General features: G+C 54.8%; 14 protein-coding genes and 1 other annotated feature. Of the genes, 8 read left to right on the forward strand and 6 right to left on the reverse strand.

The genetic code is table 11. The features are described 5' to 3' along the window. Window positions 1-40 precede the first annotated feature (40 nt). From dnaX to hemH, 6 genes are all read left to right on the forward strand, one after another. Window positions 41-1972, forward strand: coding sequence for a DNA polymerase III subunit gamma/tau (gene dnaX, locus OGY19_RS22445; RefSeq protein ID WP_115600826.1), 1932 nt, complete (start codon window positions 41-43; stop codon window positions 1970-1972). Further along, window positions 1305-1369 (forward strand) — a sequence feature (DnaX frameshifting element). (Overlaps the previous gene by 65 nt.) Before the next feature lie 57 nt (window positions 1973-2029). Then, a complete protein-coding gene (locus tag OGY19_RS22450) occupies window positions 2030-2359 on the forward strand; it encodes a YbaB/EbfC family nucleoid-associated protein (protein WP_003021764.1) in 330 nt (109 codons plus the stop codon). Further along, a complete protein-coding gene (gene recR, locus OGY19_RS22455; protein WP_003021767.1) occupies window positions 2359-2964 on the forward strand; it encodes a recombination mediator RecR in 606 nt (201 codons plus the stop codon). Before OGY19_RS22450 ends, recR begins: the two co-directional genes overlap by 1 nt. 110 nt (window positions 2965-3074) lie before the next feature. After that, window positions 3075-4949, forward strand: coding sequence for a molecular chaperone HtpG (htpG, locus tag OGY19_RS22460; RefSeq protein ID WP_115600825.1), 1875 nt, complete (start codon window positions 3075-3077; stop codon window positions 4947-4949). A 231-nt stretch (window positions 4950-5180) separates the two neighbouring features. Next, the gene (adk, locus tag OGY19_RS22465; protein WP_003021773.1) at window positions 5181-5825 is read left to right on the forward strand and encodes an adenylate kinase; all 645 of its coding nucleotides are present in this window, start codon (window positions 5181-5183) and stop codon (window positions 5823-5825) included. 163 nt (window positions 5826-5988) lie between these two features. After that, entirely contained in the window at window positions 5989-6951 is a 963-nt protein-coding gene (gene hemH, locus OGY19_RS22470) for a ferrochelatase (protein ID WP_048212403.1), read from the forward strand. Here the strand turns inward: hemH and aes are convergent. Then, window positions 6948-7907 carry an acetyl esterase gene (gene aes, locus OGY19_RS22475; protein WP_115600824.1) on the reverse strand — a complete coding sequence of 320 codons (960 nt, stop codon included), beginning with the start codon at window positions 7905-7907 and terminating at the stop codon, window positions 6948-6950. The two genes, hemH and aes, sit on opposite strands and share 4 nt — an antisense overlap. A 152-nt stretch (window positions 7908-8059) precedes the next feature. On the opposite strand from aes, the gene gsk reads away from it, so the two are divergent. Beyond that, window positions 8060-9364 carry an inosine/guanosine kinase gene (gene gsk, locus OGY19_RS22480; RefSeq protein WP_048212401.1) on the forward strand — a complete coding sequence of 435 codons (1305 nt, stop codon included), beginning with the start codon at window positions 8060-8062 and terminating at the stop codon, window positions 9362-9364. Between the two features lie 92 nt (window positions 9365-9456). On the opposite strand, the gene ybaL is transcribed toward gsk, so the two are convergent. Continuing rightward, window positions 9457-11136, reverse strand: a complete 1680-nt coding sequence (ybaL, locus tag OGY19_RS22485) for a YbaL family putative K(+) efflux transporter (RefSeq protein WP_003835904.1) — start codon at window positions 11134-11136, stop codon at window positions 9457-9459. 225 nt (window positions 11137-11361) lie between these two features. Next, window positions 11362-12582: a fosmidomycin MFS transporter gene (fsr, locus tag OGY19_RS22490; RefSeq protein WP_003021788.1), complete on the reverse strand. Its 1221-nt coding sequence runs from the start codon at window positions 12580-12582 to the stop codon at window positions 11362-11364. Window positions 12583-12756: 174 nt separating this feature from the next. Here fsr and ushA point away from each other — a divergent pair, with 174 nt between their 5' ends. Beyond that, window positions 12757-14409, forward strand: coding sequence for a bifunctional UDP-sugar hydrolase/5'-nucleotidase UshA (ushA, locus tag OGY19_RS22495; protein WP_115600823.1), 1653 nt, complete (start codon window positions 12757-12759; stop codon window positions 14407-14409). Window positions 14410-14461: 52 nt separating this feature from the next. Here ushA and ybaK read toward each other — a convergent pair whose 3' ends face one another. The 3 genes from ybaK to copA all read right to left on the reverse strand — a co-directional run bounded on the left by ybaK (window position 14462) and on the right by copA (window position 18539). Then, entirely contained in the window at window positions 14462-14941 is a 480-nt protein-coding gene (gene ybaK / locus OGY19_RS22500; RefSeq protein WP_003021794.1) for a Cys-tRNA(Pro)/Cys-tRNA(Cys) deacylase YbaK, read from the reverse strand. Window positions 14942-15142: 201 nt separating this feature from the next. After that, window positions 15143-15937, reverse strand: a complete 795-nt coding sequence (locus OGY19_RS22505) for a TraB/GumN family protein (RefSeq protein ID WP_115600822.1) — start codon at window positions 15935-15937, stop codon at window positions 15143-15145. Between the two features lie 100 nt (window positions 15938-16037). Further along, a complete protein-coding gene (gene copA, locus OGY19_RS22510) occupies window positions 16038-18539 on the reverse strand; it encodes a copper-exporting P-type ATPase CopA (RefSeq protein WP_115600821.1) in 2502 nt (833 codons plus the stop codon). Window positions 18540-18580: the final 41 nt, after the last annotated feature.

Genomic DNA, 18580 nt, shown 5'->3' on the forward strand with positions numbered 1-18580 from the left:
CCTCCTGTGAATCCACCCTCCAGCCTTTCAGAGCCTGCCAATGAGTTATCAGGTCTTAGCCCGAAAATGGCGCCCACAAACCTTTGCTGACGTCGTCGGCCAGGAACATGTGCTGACGGCACTGGCGAACGGCTTGTCGTTAGGGCGTATTCATCATGCTTATTTGTTTTCCGGCACCCGTGGCGTCGGAAAAACCTCTATCGCCCGCTTGCTGGCGAAGGGATTAAACTGTGAAACCGGCATCACCGCTACACCGTGCGGCGTGTGCGATAACTGTCGGGAAATTGAGCAGGGGCGTTTTGTCGATTTGATTGAAATCGATGCCGCCTCACGCACCAAAGTCGAAGACACACGCGATCTGCTGGATAACGTCCAGTATGCGCCTGCGCGCGGCCGTTTTAAGGTCTATTTGATCGACGAAGTGCACATGCTGTCGCGGCACAGTTTTAACGCCCTGCTGAAAACGCTCGAAGAGCCGCCCGCGCACGTCAAGTTCCTGCTGGCGACCACCGATCCGCAGAAGCTGCCGGTGACCATTCTGTCGCGCTGTCTGCAATTCCACCTTAAAGCGCTGGATGTCGAACAGATTCGCCATCAGCTTGAGCATATTCTCAAAGAAGAGCATATCGCTCATGAACCACGTGCGCTGCAACTGCTGGCCCGCGCCGCGGACGGCAGCCTGCGCGATGCGCTGAGCCTGACCGATCAGGCGATCGCCAGCGGCGATGGTCAGGTCTCGACCGGCGCGGTCAGCACCATGCTCGGCACGCTGGACGACGACCAGGCGCTCTCGCTTGTTGAAGCGGTTGTGGCTGCGGACGGCGAACGCGTGATGACGCTGGTGAACGACGCTGCCGCGCGTGGTATCGAATGGGAAGCGCTGCTGGTTGAGATGTCGGCTTTGCTGCATCGTATTGCCATGGTTCAGCTTTCACCTGCCGCGCTCGGCAGCGATATGGCCGCCATTGAACAGCGTATGCGTGAACTGGCGCGAATCGTCCCGCCAACCGATGTGCAGCTTTACTACCAGACCCTGTTAATCGGGCGCAAAGAACTGCCGTATGCGCCGGACAGGCGAATGGGCGTCGAAATGACGCTGCTGCGTGCGCTGGCTTTTCATCCGCGCATGCCGCTCCCGGAACCTGAAGTCCCGCGCCAGTCGTTTGCCCCGGTCGCACCCACAGCGGTGATGACCCCGACGCAGGTGCCACAGCAGCAACCTGCGCCAGCGCAACAGCAACAGAATGTGCCGCTCTCCGACGCCACCAGCCAGGTGCTGGCGGCACGCAGCCAGTTGCAACGCGCTCAGGGAGCAACCAAACCAAAAAAGAGTGAACCGGCAGCCGCTTCCCGCGCGCGGCCGGTGAATAATGCTGCGCTGGAAAGACTGGCTTCGGTGTCGGAACGTGTTCAGGCGCGTCCGGCGGTCTCTGCGCTGGAAAAGGCATCGACGAAGAAAGAAGCGTATCGCTGGAAAGCGACCAATCCTGTTGCAGAAGTTAAAGAAGTCGTTGCCACGCCAAAAGCGCTGAAAAAAGCGCTTGAGCATGAAAAAACGCCGGAACTGGCGGCAAAGCTTGCGGCTGAAGCCATTGAACGCGACCCGTGGGCCGCCCAGGTGAGCCAGCTCTCGCTGCCTAAACTGGTGGAGCAGGTGGCGCTTAATGCCTGGAAAGAAGAGAATGGCAACGTGGTTTGCCTGCACCTGCGTTCCACGCAGCGACACCTTAATTCCAGCGGCGCGCAGCAAAAACTGGCCGAAGCACTGAGTTCCTTAACAGGGTCAACGGTTGAATTGACCATCGTTGAAGATGATAATCCCGCGGTGCGCACGCCGCTGGAGTGGCGTCAGGCCATTTATGAAGAGAAGCTCGCGCAGGCGCGCGAGTCGATTATTGCGGATAATAACATCCAGACGCTGCGTCGTTTTTTCGATGCGGAGCTGGACGAAGAAAGTATTCGCCCCATTTGATCGTCAGCCTAATGGTTTGACGGTCGTCATCCCTTAACGTGATTGAGAGAGAAGCCTATGTTTGGTAAAGGCGGTCTGGGTAACCTGATGAAACAGGCCCAGCAGATGCAAGAAAAAATGCAGCAGATGCAGGAAGAAGTCGCCAAGCTGGAAGTGACCGGCGAATCTGGCGCGGGTCTGGTAAAAGTGACCATCAACGGCGCGCATAACTGCCGTCGCGTGGAGATCGATCCAAGCCTGTTGGAAGACGACAAAGAGATGCTGGAAGACCTGGTTGCTGCGGCATTCAACGACGCGGCGCGTCGTATTGAAGAGACGCAGAAAGAGAAGATGGCCTCTGTTTCTTCCGGAATGCAGCTGCCGCCTGGCTTTAAGATGCCGTTCTGATGCAAACCAGCCCGCTGTTAACTCAGCTTATGGAAGCACTGCGCTGTCTGCCGGGCGTTGGCCCGAAGTCTGCGCAGCGCATGGCGTTCACGCTGCTTCAGCGCGATCGCAGCGGCGGGATGCGTCTGGCGCAGGCGTTAACGAAGGCGATGTCGGAAATCGGCCACTGTGCCGATTGCCGCACCTTCACAGAGCAAGACGTCTGCAACATCTGCTCGAACCCGCGTCGCCAGGAAAACGGTCAGATTTGCGTGGTGGAGAGTCCGGCGGACATCTACGCCATTGAGCAAACCGGGCAATTTTCCGGACGTTACTTCGTGCTGATGGGACACCTGTCGCCGCTGGACGGTATCGGGCCTGATGACATTGGGCTGGATCGTCTCGAACAGCGACTGGCGTCTGAGCAAATTAACGAACTGATCCTCGCGACCAATCCCACGGTCGAAGGAGAGGCGACCGCCAACTATATTGCTGAGCTTTGCATGCAGTATGGCGTTGAAGCCAGCCGTATCGCCCATGGCGTTCCGGTCGGCGGCGAGCTGGAAATGGTCGATGGCACCACGCTATCGCACTCTCTGGCAGGACGACACAAGATTAAATTCTGAACAAACGGAGGCCGCGACGGCGGCTTCCGCTTGAAATCCTTCCCGCTTGTCCCCATTTCACCCTCAACGTGTTTTTACCATTGAAAATGGCATTGTTGAGGTAGATCTACATGAAAGGACAAGAAACTCGTGGTTTTCAGTCAGAAGTAAAACAGCTTCTGCACCTGATGATCCATTCTCTGTATTCCAATAAAGAAATCTTCCTGCGTGAGCTTATCTCTAACGCCTCGGATGCGGCAGACAAGCTGCGTTTCCGCGCACTGTCTAACCCGGACCTGTATGAAGGTGACGGTGAGCTGCGTGTGCGTGTTTCCTTCGATAAAGATAAGCGTACGTTGACCATTGCCGATAACGGCGTGGGGATGAACCGTGATGACGTTATCGATCATCTGGGGACCATTGCGAAATCCGGCACCAAATCTTTCCTCGAATCCATGGGCTCCGATCAGGCGAAAGACAGCCAGTTGATCGGCCAGTTCGGGGTTGGCTTCTACTCAGCCTTCATCGTGGCGGACAAAGTCACCGTGCGTACCCGTGCTGCGGGTGATAAACCGGAAAACGGCGTGTTCTGGGAGTCTGCAGGCGAGGGTGAGTACACCGTAGCCGACATCACCAAAGACGATCGCGGCACCGAAATCACACTGCATCTGCGCGAAGGCGAAGACGAGTTCCTCGATGACTGGCGCGTACGTTCCATCATCAGCAAATATTCCGACCATATCGCGCTGCCGGTAGAGATCGAAAAATCCGAAGAGAAAGACGGCGAGACCGTGGTTTCCTGGGAAAAGATCAACAAGGCGCAGGCGCTGTGGACCCGTAACAAGTCGGAAATCAAAGACGACGAGTACAACGAATTCTACAAACACATCGCCCACGACTTCACTGACCCGCTGACCTGGAGCCACAACCGTGTGGAAGGTAAGCAGGAGTACACCAGCCTGCTGTACATCCCGTCGCAGGCGCCGTGGGATATGTGGAACCGCGATCACAAGCATGGTCTGAAACTTTACGTCCAGCGTGTATTCATCATGGATGACGCCGAGCAGTTCATGCCGAACTACCTGCGCTTTGTGCGCGGTCTGATAGATTCCAACGATCTGCCGCTGAACGTCTCCCGTGAGATCCTGCAGGACAGCACCGTCACCCGTAACCTGCGTAGCGCGCTGACCAAACGCGTACTGCAGATGCTGGAAAAACTGGCGAAAGACGACGCGGAAAAATACCAGACCTTCTGGAAACAGTTCGGTCTGGTGCTGAAAGAAGGCCCGGCGGAAGACCATGCCAACCAGGAAACCATCGCCAAACTGATGCGCTTCGCGTCTACGCACACTGACTCTTCCGCACAGACCGTATCTCTGGAAGACTACGTTGCGCGGATGAAAGAAGGGCAGGAGAAAATCTACTACATCACTGCAGACAGCTATGCGGCGGCGAAGAGCAGCCCGCACCTGGAACTGCTGCGTAAGAAAGGCATCGAAGTGTTGCTGCTTTCTGACCGCATCGATGAGTGGATGATGAACTACCTGACCGAGTTCGATGGCAAACCGTTCCAGTCCGTGGCGAAAGCCGACGAGTCCATCGACAAACTGGCAGATGAAGTTGACGAATCGGCAAAAGAAGCGGAAAAAGCGCTGACGCCGTTTGTTGAGCGCGTGAAAACCTTGCTGGGCGATCGCGTAAAAGAAGTGCGTCTGACTCACCGTCTGACCGACACGCCAGCCATCGTTACCACCGATGCGGATGAAATGAGCACCCAGATGGCGAAACTGTTTGCCGCTGCGGGCCAGGCCGTACCGGAAGTGAAATATATCTTTGAACTGAACCCGGACCACGTGCTGGTAAAACGCACGGCGGATACCCAGGATGAAGCGCAGTTTAAAGAGTGGGTCGAACTGCTGCTGGATCAGGCGCTGTTCGCTGAGCGCGGCACGCTGGAAGATCCGAACCAGTTCATCCGTCGCATGAACCAGTTGCTGGTGTCCTGATACCCGTAATGTAATGCCGGATGGCGCTAGCGCTTATCCGGCCTACAGTATCTCGTAATAGTAGGCCGGATACGGTGTTTACACCGCCATCCGGCTTTTTTTCGCCTTCTGAACTCAATTTTCCATCATTAACCGTTTCAGCGCGGGTGGCTTCCTTGAGCCAATTGCGTGATGGTGGTATCGTTTAGCGCTTTTTAAAAAATATCGACAACCTTTAAGGGGATTTTCGTAATGCGTATCATTCTGCTTGGCGCTCCGGGCGCGGGTAAAGGAACTCAGGCTCAGTTCATCATGGAGAAGTATGGTATTCCGCAAATCTCCACCGGTGATATGCTGCGTGCCGCCGTGAAATCTGGCTCCGAGCTGGGCAAACAAGCGAAAGACATCATGGACGCCGGTAAGCTGGTGACTGATGAGCTGGTGATCGCGCTGGTAAAAGAGCGTATTGCTCAGGAAGACTGCCGTAATGGTTTCCTGCTTGATGGCTTCCCGCGTACTATTCCGCAGGCAGACGCCATGAAAGAAGCGGGCATCAACGTGGACTACGTTCTGGAGTTTGACGTACCTGACGAACTGATCGTTGACCGTATCGTGGGTCGTCGCGTACACGCTGCTTCTGGCCGCGTTTACCACATCAAATTCAACCCGCCTAAGGTTGAAGGCAAAGACGACGTGACCGGCGAAGAGCTGACCACCCGTAAAGACGATCAGGAAGAGACCGTACGCAAGCGCCTGGTGGAATACCATCAGATGACCGCGCCGCTGATCGGCTACTACTCTAAAGAAGCGCAGGCGGGTAACACCAAATACGCGAAAGTTGACGGCACTCAGGCCGTGGCTGACGTTCGCGCAGCGCTGGAAAAAATCCTCGGTTAATTTTTTCGCGTAATAAACCTCTTATCAGGCCTGCCATTATCTCGTAGGCCTGATAAGCGCAGCGCCATCAGGCAAATTCTCGTCTTACCTCTCACAGCAATTAGTTCTTCTTTACCGCTTTTCCGCTACAATTATCAACAATTTGAATCGATAAGAGGCGGTAATGCGTCAGACGAAAACCGGTATCCTGCTGGCAAACCTCGGCACTCCCGATGCCCCAACCCCCGAAGCCGTTAAGCGCTACCTGCGCCAGTTTTTAAGCGATCCACGCGTCGTCGATACGTCCCCCGCACTGTGGTGGCCGTTGCTGCGCGGTGTGATTTTGCCGCTGCGAGCGCCGCGTGTAGCAAAGCTGTACCAATCAATCTGGATGGAAGACGGTTCCCCGCTGATGGTCTACAGCAAGGCGCAACAGCAGGCGCTGGCACAACGTCTGCCTGATACGCCTGTTGCACTGGGGATGAGCTACGGTTCGCCGTCGCTCGAAAGCGCGGTCGATGAACTGCTGGCAAGCGGAGTAGAACACATGGTGGTGTTACCGCTGTACCCGCAATATTCCTGTTCGACAGTGGCGGCAGTCTGGGACGAGCTGGCGCGCATTTTAGCGCGTAAACGCGGTATTCCTGGCGTCTCATTTATTCGCGATTACGCTGATGACAGCAGCTACATTGATGCGCTGGCCAAGAGTGCCCGGGATTCATTCGCTCAACATGGCGAACCTGATTTACTGCTGCTCTCCTATCACGGTATTCCGCAGCGCTACGCCGATGAAGGCGATGACTACCCGCAGCGCTGTCGCGATACGACGCGTGAGCTGGTTTCAGCGCTTGGCCTGCCGCCGGAAAAAGTCATGATGACCTTCCAGTCTCGCTTTGGCCGCGAACCATGGCTGACACCGTATACCGACGAAACGCTAAAAATGCTGGCGGAGAAAGGAACCCGACATATCCAGGTTATGTGTCCGGGCTTCGCGGCTGATTGCCTCGAAACGCTGGAAGAGATAGCGGTGCAAAACCGGGAGATTTTCCTTGAAGCGGGTGGTAAGCAATATGAATATATTCCGGCGCTGAATGCCGCGCCGGAGCATATTGAAATGATGGTGAAACTGACCGAAGCCTACCGCTAAAACTGTTGCTTAAAGAAATGCGCGCCGTCCTGCAGAGCTTCATCGGCGGTTTTCATCATCCGCGAATAGTGCAGGAAGGCGTGCAGCGTACCGGGATACATTTTGTACTGGCAGGGCTGCTGATGCGCCTGTAACGTCTGGAATAATAAGCGGCTATCGTCGATCAGCGGATCGAACTCCGCACCGGCGATAAAACACGGCGGTAGGTCGCGCGTCAGATCGTTATTAAACAGGCAATAGTACGGTGACTCGCGATCGTCCGCGCTACGTAGGTACGCGTTTTCATACATCTGCAAATCCTCGCGGGTTAAACCATCCCACGCGCCGCCCATCAGCCGTCGGCTCAGTGAATCCTGCAGCCCGTAAAGGCCATACCACAACAGCACGCCAGCGACTTTGCCGCAGGCAATGTTTTTATCTCGCAGCCACAACGCACTGGCGAGCGCCAGCATCGCTCCGGCGGAATCGCCGGCAAAACCTATCGTATTGATATTGAGGGAATAGTCGCCAGCATGTTGATGATAGTACTGGCAAACGGCGACGATCTCTTCGATGGCTTGTGGGTAGCGCGCTTCCGGCGACAGCGAATAGTCGATGCCAATAACTGTGCACTGGGTGTAGTGCGCCAGTAAACGCATAATGCGATCGTGGGTATCCAGATTACCGAGAATAAAACCGCCGCCGTGCAGGTAATACAGCGTCGCCTGGCTTTGGGGCTGCGGAGCGTAGATGCGTGTGGCAACGGGGCCGCACGCGGTAGAAATCACGCATTCGCGGGTATGCATCTGCGGGGCATCGGCATTCCACAGCTGCCGCTCATGAATGTAGTGTTGGCGCTGGGCCACAAAGTCATCGGCAGCGGGCCACGGTGGCAAATCGTCGCGATGAAAATTCACCACGCTTTTCATTTCATCCGAAATTTTGTCGAGTACGGGGATTTTGTTTTCCGGCTTCATAAAACGCTCCTTGTGAAGGTGAGTTATTGTAGAAATTAATCCCGGATAAACTGCGATCTCACCGTCCGATATTGAAACTCAGCGCCGCATCGCATGCGCAGCAGGGAATGTGCTACCATGCATCGCTCAGTTAACCACCCGTAAAATCGACCATGAAATTTCCCGGTAAACGTAAATCCAAACACTATTTCCCCGTCAGCGCGCGCGATCCGTTGCTGCAACAAATTCAGCCAGAAAATGAAACCAGCGCAGCCTGGGTTGTCGGTATCGACCAGACGCTGGTAGATATTGAAGCCAAAGTTGATGATGATTTTGTAAAACGTTATGGATTAAGCGCCGGGCACTCTCTGGTGATTGAAGATGATGTTGCGGAAGCGCTCTACCAGGAGCTGGTACGCGAAAACCTGATCACCCATCAGTTTGCAGGTGGCACCATCGGTAACACTATGCATAACTACTCCGTGCTGGCAGATGACCGTTCGGTACTGTTGGGGGTGATGTGCAGTAATATCGAAATTGGTAGCTACGCGTATCGCTATTTATGCAACACCTCCAGCCGCACCGATTTGAACTATCTACAGGGTGTAGATGGCCCTATTGGCCGCTGCTTTACGCTGATTGGTGAATCCGGCGAACGCACATTTGCCATCAGCCCCGGTCACATGAACCAACTGCGCGCGGATAGCATCCCTGAATCAGTCATTGCCGGGGCTTCCGCGCTGGTGCTGACCTCCTATCTGGTGCGCTGTAAGCCGGGCGAACCGATGCCGGAAGCGACCATGAAGGCGATTGAATTTGCCAAAAAGCACAACGTGCCGGTGGTACTGACGCTGGGGACCAAATTCGTTATTGCGGATAACCCGCAGTGGTGGCAGACATTCCTGAAAGAGAATGTCTCTATTCTGGCGATGAACGAAGAAGAAGCCGAAGCGCTGACCGGCGAGAACGATCCGCTGCTGGCGTCTGACAAGGCGCTGGACTGGGTGGATCTGGTGCTGTGTACTGCGGGTCCGGCAGGTCTGTATATGGCCGGCTTTACTGAAGAAGAGGCGAAACGCAAAACTCAGCATCCACTGCTGCCAGGGGCGATTGCCGAATTCAACCAGTACGAGTTTAGTCGCGCCATGCGCCATAAAGACTGTACTCATCCGCTGCGTGTGTATTCGCACATCGCACCGTATATGGGCGGGCCAGAAAAGATCATGAATACCAACGGTGCTGGCGACGGCGCACTGGCGGCATTGCTGCATGATATTACCGCTAACAGCTACCACCGCAGTAACGTGCCTAACTCCAGCAAGCACAAGTTCACCTGGCTGACCTATTCGTCATTAGCCCAGGTATGTAAATATGCTAATCGCGTGAGTTATCAGGTGCTGAACCAGCATTCCCCGCGTCTGACGCGGGGTTTGCCGGAACGTGAAGACAGCCTCGAAGAGTCGTACTGGGATCGCTGAGTTCTTGCCCGATGGCGCTACGCTTATCGGGCCTACGCGTAGCAATATGTGGGCCGGATAAGGCGTTTTACGCCGCCATCCGGCACGTAACATTAACTGGCAGTAGCAACTTCACCGGCAGGCGGCGTTTCAATCAGCTCCAGCATGGTGCGGGCGATTTCACGCTCACCCATGACCACCTGATTGGCACCGCGCTCGGTAATATATTCCACCTCATCGTCATAATGCGCGCGGGCGATAATCTCAATCGACGGGCACTTCTCACGCGCGGAAGCAACAATTTCACCCGCTTCATAGCCATTTGGAATGGTCAGCAGCAGCCAGCGTGCGCAATCCAGATGCGCCAGATTCATAATCTCTTCGTTGGCGGCGTTGCCCAGCACAGCGCGGATCCCACGCTCGCGCAGTTCATCCACCCGGGTACGTGAGGTTTCGATAACCACCAACGGGATCCCCGCAGCCATCAATTTCTCACCCAGCAGGCTGCCGACGCGACCAAAACCGACCAGCAGGGCGTGATTGCAGATATCCACCGGAATTTGCTTCTCTTCTTCGATGGCTTCTTCCAGCGTCTGCTCTTCCAGCGTTTCGGTTTTGGCGAGATATTTTTCTAACACCGCGAACAGCACCGGGTTGAGCATGATGGACAGGATTGCCCCTGCCAGCACCAGATTCTGTCCGGCCTGCGGCAGCAGGTTTAACGCCATTCCCAGACCCGCCAGGATAAAGGCAAACTCACCAATCTGTGCCAGGCTGGTGGCAATGGTGAGCGCCGTGCGTTGGGAGTGACCAAACATGCGCACCAGGAAATAGGCGGCAAGGGATTTACCAAAGATGATAATCGCCAGCGTACCCAGCACTGCCAGCGGCTGTTGGATCAGGACTAACGGATCGAACAGCATCCCGACGGAAACGAAGAACAGTACGGCGAACGCATCGCGCAGCGGCAGGGTGTCATGCGCCGCACGGTGGCTCAGTTCCGATTCATTCAACACCATACCAGCGAAGAATGCGCCCAGCGCAAAGGAGACATCGAACAGTTCCACTGCGCCAAAGGCGATACCTAAGGCAAGGGCGAGAACTGACAGGGTAAATAGCTCGCGTGACCCGGTTGCGGCGCTGCGGGCCATGATCCACGGTACCAGGCGTCGCCCCACCAGCATCATAATCGCGATAAACGCCACCACCTTACCGATGGTAATGCCCATATCGACGGCGAGCGAGGCAAAGCCGACATCTTCTTTTTCCAGCATTCCGGCGACGGCTGGCAGGAGAACCAGCGTCAGCACCATCATCAAATCTTCGACAATCAGCCAGCCAATGGCGATTTGCCCGCGCTGACTGTCAATGAGCTGCCGTTCTTCAAGTGCACGCAGTAGCACTACGGTACTGGCGGTTGAAAGACACAGACCAAAGACGATACCGACCATCAGCGACCAGCCTAATACGGCTGAAAGCGCCATACCCAGCAGTGTTGCCACTGCTATCTGGGCAATCGCGCCGGGAATGGCGATAGACTTTACCGCCATCAAATCCTTCAACGAAAAGTGCAGCCCGACGCCGAACATCAACAGGATCACGCCAAGCTCGGCCAGTTCAGGCGCGAGCTTGGTATCAGCAACAAAACCAGGTGTAAATGGACCGGCCAGAACGCCCGCTAACAGATATCCCACCAGAGGAGAAATACGTAGTTTATTGGCAATCATGCCTAATATAAAAGCGAGCACAAGGCCGCCGACAATGGTGGTGATAAGCGGGGTGGCGTGATGCATTCCGTCTCCTTTGGTTGCTGTGTTGATCCTGAAAACCCAAATTCCGAGTAATAGTTTATGACAATTTTGATGTTTATGTTGATGAATAATTATTGAATTTTGATGAAAACAGGATTTTAAAGGAAAAAAAGCACGGATCGGAAAACTACGGGGGGATGTTTGAGGCAAACGCTGATGGCCGCTGTAAGTGATGACGACCAAAGTTTACCTTTGGCCGTCAGAAAATCAGGCTTTATGTCGGTTATCAGGTAAGAATATGGTCAGTATCCCCAGAAGTGGCAGGAAAGCACATATTTTGTAGACCAAATCGATGCTGGTATGGTCGGCAATCAGCCCTAACACCGCGGCTCCCAAGCCACCCATGCCGAAGGCAAAACCGAAAAATAGCCCAGAAACCATGCCGATACGCCCAGGAAGCAGCTCCTGTGCGTAGACCAGAATGGCAGAAAAGGCCGATGCGAGGATAAAACCAATGATCACGGTTAAAATCCCGGTCCATTCCAGCGTCGCGTAGGGTAAAACAAGGGTAAATGGCGCAACGCCGAGGATAGACCCCCAAATAACATATTTTCTGCCAATTTTATCGCCTAATGGTCCGCCAATCACCGTCCCGGCCGCGACGGCAAACAGGAAGGCAAACAGATGAAACTGGGCATTTTGTACCGATAATCCGAATTTTTGCATCAGATAAAAGGTGTAATAGCTGCTAATGCTCGCCATATAGAAGTATTTGGAGAAAATCAGCACCAGCAGAATGCTTACCGCCAGAACCACTTTATTACGCGGCAACGGATTAACGATAGCGACCTTCGGCTTTCCTTTACTCATCCGATGCTGCGCGGCATACCAACGGCTGATTTGTGCCAGGACGACAATCGCTAATAGCGCAGCCAGCACAAACCAGGCCACATTACCTTTACCATATGGCGCGATGATGACAGCCGCCAGCAATGGCCCCAGAGAGCTACCGAAGTTGCCGCCAACCTGGAAAATCGACTGGGCAAGGCCGTGGCGACCACCGGAGGCCATACGCGCCACGCGGGACGATTCCGGGTGAAATACCGAAGAGCCGGTACCAACCAGCGCCGCGGCGAGCAGCACCATATGGAAGCTGCCGGCCATGGCCAGCAAAACAAGCCCGCTCAGCGTGAAACACATCCCAATGGGCAGCGACCACGGCATCGGGTATTTGTCCGTCCAGTAACCCACCACCGGTTGCAGCAGCGAGGAGGCGAGCTGGAAGGTCAGGGTAATCATCCCTATCTGCATAAACGTCAGCGAGAACTCTGACTGCAAAAGTGGATAAATCGCCAGAATCAGCGACTGGATCATATCGTTGAGCAGATGGGAGAGGCTGATTGCCCCTAAAATGCCAAATGAGGTGCGTGCTTTAGCAACCGACGCTGACGCGCCAGCCACTGGCTGGGTTGGTTCACTTATTGCCATAGAAAGTCACTTCTGTTTGGGTTGCGATTATGAGGGTAATCTATTTTGTTATTATTACCTGACTAACATACCTGCGGAAGGTGTTTGAAGGAAGTCTCATTTCTGAAAACATTTTCGACTATTATTTTATATCATTGTAATTTCAGTCGTTGATTTTGGCTCAGGGAGAGAAATATGACGTTTTTGAAACGGGGCGTGGCGCTGGCGCTATTAGCCGCATTTGCGCTGGCAGGTCAGCCTGCACAGGCGTACGAAAAAGATAAAACCTATAAAATTACCATTCTGCATACCAACGATCATCACGGTCACTTCTGGCGCAGCGAATACGGAGAATATGGGCTGGCGGCGCAAAAAACGCTGGTGGACGGTATTCGTAAAGAGGTGGCTGAGGAAGGGGGCAGCGTACTGCTGCTTTCCGGCGGTGATATTAATACCGGCGTACCGGAGTCCGATCTGCAGGATGCGGAACCTGATTTTCGCGGCATGAACCTGATTGGCTATGACGCGATGGCGGTCGGTAACCACGAGTTTGATAATCCGCTGACCGTCTTGCGCCAGCAGGAAAAATGGTCCAAATTCCCGTTTCTCTCGGCCAATATCTATCAGAAAAGCACCGGCGAGCGTTTATTTAAGCCGTGGGCCATCTTTAAGCGCCAGGATTTAAAAATTGCCGTACTCGGTTTAACCACCGACGATACGGCAAAAATAGGCAACCCCGAGTTCTTTACCGATATTGAGTTCCGTAAACCTGCTGATGAAGCCAAACTGGTTATTCAGGAACTGAATATGGGTGAAAAGCCAGACATCATTATCGCGACCACCCATATGGGACATTATGACAACGGCAACCACGGCTCGAACGCCCCTGGCGATGTCGAAATGGCGCGCAGCCTGCCAGCAGGTTCGCTGGCGATGATTGTCGGTGGCCACTCGCAGGATCCGGTGTGTATGGCTTCAGAGAACAAGAAGCAGGTTGATTACGTACCGGGTACGCCGTGTGCGCCAGATAAGCAAAATGGGATCTGGATTGTACAGGCACACGAGTGGGGGAAATACGTGGGCCGGGCGGACTTTGAGTTCCGTAACGGCGAAATGAAAATGGTTAACTACCAGCTCATTCCAGTCAACCTGAAGAAAAAAGTGACCTGGGACAACGGTAAAAGTGAGCGCGTACTCTACACTCCGGAGATTGTTGAAAATCAGCAAATGCTTTCGCTGCTGACGCCGTTCCAGAATAAAGGTAAAGCGCAGCTCGACGTGAAAATCGGTAGCGTCAATGCGCGCCTCGAAGGCGATCGAAGCAAAGTCCGTTTCGTGCAGACCAACATGGGACATCTGCTGCTGACTGCGCAAATGGCGCGAACCAGCGCTGATTTTGGCGTGATGAGCGGCGGCGGTATCCGTGACTCCATCGAAGGCGGCGATATCACCTATAAGAGCGTGCTGAAGGTACAGCCGTTTGGCAACATCGTGGTGTATGCCGATATGAGCGGGAAAGAGGTGATTGACTATCTGACCGCAGTGGCGCAAATGAAGCCGGACTCCGGGGCCTATCCGCAGTTTGCCAACGTCAGCTTTGTGGCGAAAGACGGCAAGCTTAACGATTTGAAAATCAAAGGCGAGCCCGTTGACCCAGCCAAAACCTATCGTATGGCAACGCTGAGCTTCAACGCCACCGGCGGTGATGGCTATCCGCGTATTGATAACAAACCAGGCTATGTGAATACCGGATTTATTGATGCGGAAGTGCTGAAGGAGTACGTGCAGAAGAACTCACCGCTGGATGTCGGTGCGTATGAGCCGAAGGGCGAAGTTACCTGGCAGTAACAGGGCGGAGTGCCGGATGGCGGTGCTGGCACCTTCTCCGGCCTACAGATACTTAATCCCGGCGGGCGATATCGGCGAATTTCGCATCCAGAATTTTCGCCAGATCGCTCGCTGCCAGTTCGATATCCAGCCCGCGTTTGCCGCCGGAAACATAAATGGTGTCAAACGTTTGGGCTGGCGCGTCGATGAGCGTCGGCAATCTTTTTTTCTGCCCCAACGGGCTGATACCGCCTACCAGATAGCCGGTAGTGCGTTGCGCGACCATGGGGTCGGCCATATCGACCTTTTTGGCGCCCAAAGCTTTGGCAACCTTTTTGAGATCCAGTTGACCGGCTACCGGTGTGACGGCAACCGCCAGATGTTTCATATCGCCATTCACGGCAACCAGCAGCGTTTTGTAGACCTGATCCGCATTCAGTCCTAATTTACGGACCACTTCGTCGCCAAAGTTGGTCTCGGACGGATCGTGATCGTAGGTGTGGATCTGAAAAGAAATTTTGTTTTTTTCGAGTAGTTTAACGGCGGGTGTCATAGCAATTTTTCCTGGCCCAGACAAAATACGCCATAAGCATACGCCTGATGGCGGTGGAAAAAATAGTACCATCTTGCGCAATAGTATTGGCAGGATGATGACTTTGAGCGACAATCGACCTACACCGATGCTTTAAGCGTCGGCATAATAATAATGATGAAATTCCTCTTTGACGGGCCAATAGAAATATTGGCCATTTTTTTATCGCATCATCTCCGGTAAATTTCCCTCTCCATACAGATGCAGTGCGCCCACTGCGACCACATAGTGGCCTGCAGGCATTGCCTTGAGTTTGTCCCGCCATGCCTCATTACGCTGGTGCATTAATACGTCATATAATGACTGGCTGAATGTGTTGGGTAACGTGAGTGCGCTATTTTGTGGTGGTGATTCAAGCCACCAGCCCATCATTTGTTGCAGCAACCTGGCGTTGGTGTGCCAGTGCGCCAGGGTATCGTCAAGCAAAGCCAAACCGTTATCAGGCAATTGACATAACAGGTCGATTTGGCTGGAGGCGCCTTCCAGTTCAATAATGGTTTTTTGCGCCTGTTTAGCCGCTTTGAGCAGTTGGTAGTCAATGCCATATTCCGCCCGTAATCCCAGCTGTTGCGCCTGCGTGGCTTGTAAGATCATGGCTATTTGCCACAGGGGTTGAGTCGAAAACAGGGAAGGGGAAATACCAAGATCTGCAGAAACTTTTTGCAGATTGCGCAATTGCTCTTCGCTGATGCGTTCTTCCAGCGTGGCAAAGGCCGGAAGATTGGCAAACGGAGTATCGTCACCGGAGACATCGGCTTCGACAATCAGTGCGTCAGCGTGGCTGAGTTTTTTCAGTAACCTGGCAGGCAGAGGGGCCATACCCCGGCTACCCATATGAATACTGCCAATCAGATGAAAATGGCGGTTGCCAGGCAAAGAGATATCGATGGCCGGCCAGGTATAATGGTTACCGCGCAGTGCAGACCATAATGCTTTTACCCGGTATAACAAATCCATACGACCTCCCTAAGTGGAGAACCATGCTAGCGCGTGGTCGGAAAAGTCGCAATGTGTGAATTGCCGGATGGCGCAGTTGATAGCGCCATCCGGCAAAGGGTTACTCTTTAGGTTTGAAGCGCAGCAGTCGGTTCGCGTTGCTCACCACGGTGATGGAAGAAAGCGCCATCGCCGCCCCGGCGACTACCGGGTTGAGCAGCGTGCCGGTGAACGGCCACAGGATCCCAGCGGCAACAGGGATGCCGATGCTGTTGTAGATAAATGCGCCGAGCAGGTTCTGCTTCATATTGCGCAGCGTTGCCCGGGAGATAGACAGCGCATCCGCAACGCCCATCAGGCTATGACGCATCAGCGTGATCGCAGCGGTTTCAATCGCCACATCGCTGCCACCGCCCATGGCAATCCCTACATCGGCCTGCGCCAGCGCAGGTGCATCATTGATACCGTCGCCGACCATGGCGACCTGGCGCCCCTGGCTCTGCAGACGCTTGATCGCCTCGGCCTTACCGTCCGGCAGAACGCCCGCAATCACCTCATCAATACCCGCCTCTTTGGCAATGGCGTTGGCGGTTGTTGGGTTGTCGCCGGTCAGCATCACCAAACGATACCCGGCGCGGTGCAGGCGCTGGAGCGCTGCCACGCTGTCGCTACGCAGTGGATCACGCACCGCTAACAGCGCCGCTGCTTTACCATCAATCGCCAACAGCACCGGGGTTGAACCCTGGGAAGCCTGAGCGGTGATTTCAGCTTCCATTTCAGTGGTATCTACCTGCTGTTCATTGAGCAGTGCCTGGTTGCCCAGCAGCAGCGTATGACCTTCGGTCTCGCCGCTGACGCCTAACCCGCGCAGCGTACGGAAACCGTTGACCTGCGGCAGCGAGACATCGCCTGCTTTGTCCAGAATCGCTCTGGCCAGCGGGTGGCTGGAACCCTGTTCAAGGGCCGCTGCCAGACGAATTGCCAGCGCTTCCTCGGTGTTGCCAAACGTTTTGATGGCGACAACCTGCGGTTTACCTTCGGTCAGCGTCCCGGTCTTGTCAAAGACGACGGTATCAAGCGTGCTGGCGCGCTGCAGCGCATCGGCATCACGTACCAGTACCCCAAACTCAGCGGCACGCCCCACGCCGGAAATAATCGACATCGGCGTTGCCAGACCCAACGCACACGGGCAGGCAATAATCAGGACGGTGGTGGCGATGACCAGCGTATAAACAATTTGTGGCGCCGGGCCAAAGAAATACCAGATAGCGGCACTCACCAGCGCGATCACCACCACCACCGGAACGAACACCGAGGAAATACGGTCGGCCAGCTTACCAATCTCGGGCTTACTGCTTTGCGCCTGACGCACCATGCGAATAATGCGCGATAGCGTGGTGTGGCTGCCAACAGCGCTGGCGCGGAACAGGACGCTGCCGTCCTGGACGACCGTACCGGCGTGGACGCTATCGCCTTCGCCTTTTTGTTGCGGAATCGGCTCACCGGTCAGCATCGCTTCATCCAGCCAGGCTTCGCCCTGGGTAATTTCGCCATCGACCGGAACGCGGTCGCCGGTGGTCAGGCGCAGTAACATTCCGGCCTGAACGTCTGCCAGCGGTACGTTCTTTTCACCTTCGTCAGTAACGACGCGTGCGGTCGGCGGCGTCAGATCGAGCAGTTTTTCCAGCGCTTTGGACGAGCGCTGGCGAGCCCGCGCTTCCAGCATGTGTCCGAGGTTAATCAGACCGATAATCATGGCGCTGGCTTCATAATAGAGGTGTCGCGCTTCCATCGGGAACCATTGCGGCCAGAGGTTGACGCTCATGGAATAAAGCCATGCCACCCCCGTGCCCAGTGCGACCAATGTATCCATGGTCGCGGTGCCGTTCATCAGGCTTTTCCACGCATTGCGGTAAAAGTGACCGCCCGCGAAAACCATCACGGCGAGTGTTGCCAGACCAATTACCAGCCACAGGCTACGGTTGTCGGCACTCACCATCATGTTATCGCCAATCATTCCCCATACCATGACCGGGATACCCAGCAGCAGCGCGACGGCTGCCTGCCAGCGAAAACGCTTCATGGTTGCCACGGCGGTTTCCTGCTGGCGTTCGCGACGCTTAGCGTCGTCTTCGATCGCTTCCGCGCCATAGCCGGCTTTTTCCACCGCCTGGACTAAATCTGCGGCGGAGGCACTGCCCATTACCAGCGCAGTGCGTTCCGCCAGGTTTACCCGTGCCTGGGTGACGCCCGGTACGCTTTGCAATGCATTTTGTACACGGGTCACACAACTGGCGCAGCTCATGCCGTTTAACAGCAACTGTTGGCTGTCATCATCAGCCGTAGCTGCCGGAAGCTCGGAAGGGACCGCTGCCAGTGCTTCCGACGGGATTGATGACTCCGTCAGCGGTTTAGCCTTTGGGTGGCTTAACTCCGCGCCGTAACCGGCTTGTTTGATGGTTTCAATCAGCGCTTCTGCGCTGGCGCTCCCGGTAACATGGGCCTCTGTCACGGTGACATCCGCTTGCTCAACATCCGGACGTTGTTCCAGACTTTCTTTAACGCGTTTTACGCAGTGACCACAGGACAAACCGTCCAGGGTTAGATCGATTGTTTGAGACATAACCAACTCCTTCATTGCAGGTTTAACTGACTGTGATAAAG

Origin of the sequence: Citrobacter sp. Cy070, assembly GCF_030332245.1 — a bacterium.
Classification (GTDB): domain Bacteria; phylum Pseudomonadota; class Gammaproteobacteria; order Enterobacterales; family Enterobacteriaceae; genus Citrobacter; species Citrobacter youngae.